This is a genomic window from Acetobacter sp. AN02 (genome assembly GCF_029759835.1).
Classification (GTDB): domain Bacteria; phylum Pseudomonadota; class Alphaproteobacteria; order Acetobacterales; family Acetobacteraceae; genus Acetobacter.
On record NZ_JAJJND010000145.1, the window covers coordinates 1 to 3,721 of the forward strand.

Genomic DNA, 3,721 nt, shown 5'->3' on the forward strand with positions numbered 1-3,721 from the left:
ACGCCATACGAATTCATTTGTCAGCAATGGGAAAAAGAACCATCAAGGTTCATACATAATCCGCACCATCAAATCCCAGGACCAAACATCTAGATACTGAAATTCTTCCCACATGGCAGAGGCGGAAGGAGTGGGCGGGACAAGAGTTTTTGCGGATGAGATATAGGCGATCTGGCCAGACATAGGCAGATAATCAGCGTTTCTCAGGGTCGCGTCAAAACGATTGAACAAAACGTCAATCGTACCCGAAACAGCCATATCGTTCTGCCAGCAGGAACACGATCCGACAGCCCCAGACCTAAAAATCGCATGAAGGAGAGGCGGTCGCTGATCAGGTATTCCGTCCGCTCGTCGGATAAATTGTTCAGTGTCTGTATGACCAGAATTTTGAACATCAGCACTGGATCAAACGGCTGTCGGCCACATTTTCTTCCGTCCGGATGGGCCAAAGCTTTTTTACGCCTTCGATGAGACATGACAATGGCAAAAGCTGCCCCCTCACGCGCAGCTTCGACGGTACAAGCTGTTGCCATTGTAGTTTTCGACTGCCCGCCTTGCTACGCGAGGATTGACCAAGTCTGCATATATCCTCCGACTAAGAGATTTTACGATTTATATCGCTTAAGTTGAATACGCCTATTCCCATATAGATTTAAGTTAATACAAATATATATTATTTAAATATAATCCTTTTTATATCTTTTTTATACTTTAAAAAATTATTATTTTTTCTTATATTTTCTATTTCATTTTGTCTTATTGTATTCCATATATTTTTATTATAATATAAATTTAATATCTTTTTCCTGAAATCCTCTGGATCATATGTAGATGAAAGAAAAGCTTCTTTTCCGTCTTCCCAACCTAGCTGAACACCTAGAATATCAGAAGCAACTATTGGTATTCCATAAGAAGCTGCCTCATGAATTTTATATGGTATTCCAGCAGCATACCTTGTTGGAGCGATAAAAACTCTTGAATTATTATATAAATTTCTAAGATTTTCTACTTTCCCAAAGAATTTTACTCTTGGCGATGTAGATAATCCGGAGAGAGACAGGCCTGGCCTGATATATCCGGCTATTTTTATACAGACATTATCTGGCAGTTCCCTCTCAAGATCCGGCCATACATTACTGAAAAACCACAATAGAGAATCATAATTCGGTGAATTATAATCATGTATGGCCCCAACAAAAAGTATATCAGATCTTTCTTCCCATTTATTTTCATAAAAATGATCCCTCTGGAGATGCCCTAAAACAGAAACATTCATAAAACCATTTTTATTGAGAATATTTTTATCAAAATAATTAACTGCTACTATATCATTAGCAATAGAAAGGCATTCAAATTCATTTTGAATTTTTCTATCAAGAGATATTCTATTTTCTTCCGGAATATTATCAATATTTTCTTTCTGTTCATCTCGAACTGAGCTTACAGCTTCCGTATCTACTATAATTTTTACTTCATAAAAAAGATGAGATACCTTTTCTATAACAGAAATAAGACGATGTGCATTATGAGTTCTGGATATCCATATCACATCGTACATGCCGGCACGCTGCCCGAGAAACTCCTCAAGATCCTTAAGATCTCGGTCCCATATGATTTCGACATCATCCGGGAAATCCTGATATACCTCCGGCGTCGGCTCAGTAGGTTTATATATAGGAAATACGGTTACCGAGCAGGATATTTCAGACATAGTATTTATAATATCGTTTGCTCTTGAAAATCCTGATCCGAGATACTTTAATGGTATCCTATCATCTATAAAAAGAACATTTTTCTTATTTTTATTTGATACAGATCTTGCTCTATGTATATTGCTATCACTTTTTATATATTTTTTAGATAAAAAATCTTTATTTTTTGAAATAAATATATTCCTGTTTCTATTTATATATCCTGATCCACTTTTTATATCAGATGTTCCATACTCATAGTGTATGATAACTATAGAAGGATCATAAACAACTTCGTATCCAGCTTCCCATATTCTGACGCAAAGATCCGTCTCCTCGTAATAAGCAGGGATATAGTCCTCCCTGAACCCGTTCAGCTGACGCAGAAGACTGGTCCTTACAAAGAGGAATGCACCTGAACAGAAATCGACCTTCCTTACGAAATTGGCTTCCGGGACATCAGGGCTCTGCCCTCTCAGATAACCGACAACACTGCCATCCCTCCAGATGACAGATCCAGCCTCCTGCAACATACCATTTGTCCGGACCAGCTTTGCCCCGATTGCACCGGTTTCCGGATATTTCTGCGCTCTGGAAAGAGCCTTATCTATAGCACCAAACTGTATCTCCGCATCATTGTTCAGGAAAACCGTGAAAGGCGATAATATATGAGGGATAGCCGCATTACAGCCTCTAAGAAAACCTATATTCCCATCAAATCTTAAAACATCCAGGCCGTAGAAATATTTCTCTATATTTAAAGTCTCGTCGGAAGAACCGGAATCGACAATTATAACCTGCATCTCATCGTCATAAGATGATCTCAAAGAAAAAAGAGAATTTAAAGTCATAGAAAAATTATTATAAACAACAATGACAACTGTAACTTTTGGAATTTTATACCTAAAGTCTATCTTGTTTTTTGATAAAAACAATGAAATATATTCAGATTTTTTTTCGAATGATAATTTTGTTATATCTTCATTCGCAATAAGCTCATGATTTACATCAATGTTTTTCTCACTCTGCAAACAATAAGAAATAAAAACATCCGGAAATCTTCCATCTTTAATTAAATACTGCACCCTGCTGTTATTATAATATTCATCAAGATCTATATTTTCGTTTGGGCTTCTTCTCTCTTTTATCCCATATATGAGGAAATGTTCATATGAGCATCTGAATCTTCCATCATCTATAGCACCCTGTATATCAGGATATTTTCCGAGATAGTATTTTTCTGAAAAATAAGCGCTCGGATTATAATTTTTATTAGAAAGATAATGATGAAGAACAGATCTGAATTTTTTTTCTTTTATAACATCATGAATTTCAGGATATGTTTTTATGTAGTACTCATGATCAAAATACATGCTGTTTGCATACAAAGAGTCTGATCGGAGATAATGATCAAAGGGATTTCTTATGATAACATTAGAAGTTGATTTTATATATTCTCTCGGATCGAAAAACCATGATCCGCTTCTGAATTCACTGTCACCCACACTCAGATAATGATCGTATCCATTCAGATAATGATCAGTAAGATATTTTCCTGAAGATATATCTTTATATTTTATATAATATTCTTCACTGAACAACCAGTGAGGATTTTTCCCTAAAAACCCTTTTTTTCTATAATGATCAAATCCTGATATATATTCACCGGAAGATATAAGATCTTTAACTTCCTTATATCTTTCAACATACCACTTTTCATCAAAATACGGATTAGGGGAATAACCATATTTTCCGAAAATTTCAATGATATTTTCAAACTCAAGAGAGTTTATATCATCTAATATAGATTCTATTTCAGGGTTCTGGATCTTACACCAGTCGAAATCAAAATAATCCCAGAAAGCTTTTCTGCGCGGCATCAGAACATATCCCCTTTAGCGCGAAAATATATGATTTTTCTTAAATATGTAAATATGGGCATACAGAGGTGGACCCGTCTGATCGGACAGTTTTTGGGTTTGAATAAGCTATACCCGGTTGTTGTCATGCCGCCATTCTGACGGCGCTGC

At 36.0% G+C, this 3,721-nt stretch carries 1 protein-coding gene and 1 pseudogene; both read right to left on the reverse strand.

Translation table 11 applies throughout. The features are described from left to right. Nucleotides 1–168: 168 nt before the first annotated feature. Nucleotides 169–455: pseudogene (locus LOC54_RS11700) on the reverse strand (transposase); the annotation flags it as partial. A 218-nt stretch (nucleotides 456–673) separates the two neighbouring features. Beyond that, nucleotides 674–3,571: a glycosyltransferase gene (locus tag LOC54_RS11705; protein ID WP_279313970.1), complete on the reverse strand. Its 2,898-nt coding sequence runs from the start codon at nucleotides 3,569–3,571 to the stop codon at nucleotides 674–676. Nucleotides 3,572–3,721 lie beyond the last annotated feature (150 nt).